Annotated in this window: 1 protein-coding gene and 1 pseudogene; both read right to left on the reverse strand. The window is 43.6% G+C overall.

What is annotated here, in order from left to right:
• Nucleotides 1–122 (reverse strand): annotated as a pseudogene (locus tag ACFIL3_RS10460) (phage tail protein); the annotation flags it as partial.
• Between the two features lie 8 nt (nt 123–130).
• Nucleotides 131–1,027 (reverse strand): phage tail protein (locus ACFIL3_RS10465; protein WP_375682248.1); only part of this gene is annotated, 897 nt, incomplete at its 5' end.

The following is a 1,027-nucleotide window of genomic DNA, read 5'->3' on the forward strand; positions in this document are numbered from 1 at the left end:
TGCATCATCACACGAGCACTATTATTCAGACTACTAGGACGTTGTCCTTTTGACCAATCAATCAAATCATCACAATAGGCATTCAAGGAGGCATTTAAAGACCAATCATAGATCGTCGACATCTTACACCTCATGTCTTAATCGCAAACAGAACACTCACATTAACTGGACGCGTCTCGCCTTCACCAGTGCTCTCCAAAACAACCTCTTGGTTCTCATCAAGAGTATGAGAACTTACAATGTAGCCCCCTAAATTCTCACGCTCTATGCCCATAAAATTCGCTAGAGAACTCCCCCCAAACAAGCCTAGACGATAGCCCAACACATCCGTCGTATTCCCATCCCAAAAGTTTTCGTTGCTGGTAAAATGAGACATCGAAAGGCTCTGTCCTTGATGTTGATGCGACTCGATTAAATCTGTTTGCACACTTGCAAAAGAACGCCCCTCATCAATATTGCGCCCTCCATCAAGCCCCCGTAAAAACATCCCTCGAAAATCGGGAACATTAAATGTCGTGGCGCCATCACCCTCTCCCCAAACCGTTCCTATCGTCTCAAATAAATCACCATAATCACGACGCAAATAAGCCTTCCCATCGCAAATTAACCAATCCTTTGGAATCCCGCGCATTCCAAACGTTCCTATAAAACCCGTGGGATAAAGATTGCTTTCTTCTTCTTCTAAAGGGAGTGGGGTAGGATTAACAAGATGCCAATGATCTCCATTATAAAACAATGTATAAATGCACCCTTGTTGGATTTCCCCCCCTGATAAAAGCGATAAACCCGTTTCTGTTGCTTTATAAACCGGCTTGCCATCTAAAGCATTTAAGACAATCGTGGTCGCTCCAACATTCTTACCCATAGCCATAAAGCGCAAAACGATACCATTCTTATACTCTAAAAACTGTGAAGTGCTTGCAAGTCTTATCACACTCGTTTGTTGGACAGGATCATTTGTAACAATGCCTTCAAGCTCTCCACCCGTGTCTGACAAGTATTCCTTTACGCGCTGCATCATCACACG

Origin of the sequence: Bartonella sp. CE47NXGY, from assembly GCF_042195415.1 — a bacterium.
Lineage (GTDB): Bacteria > Pseudomonadota > Alphaproteobacteria > Rhizobiales > Rhizobiaceae > Bartonella.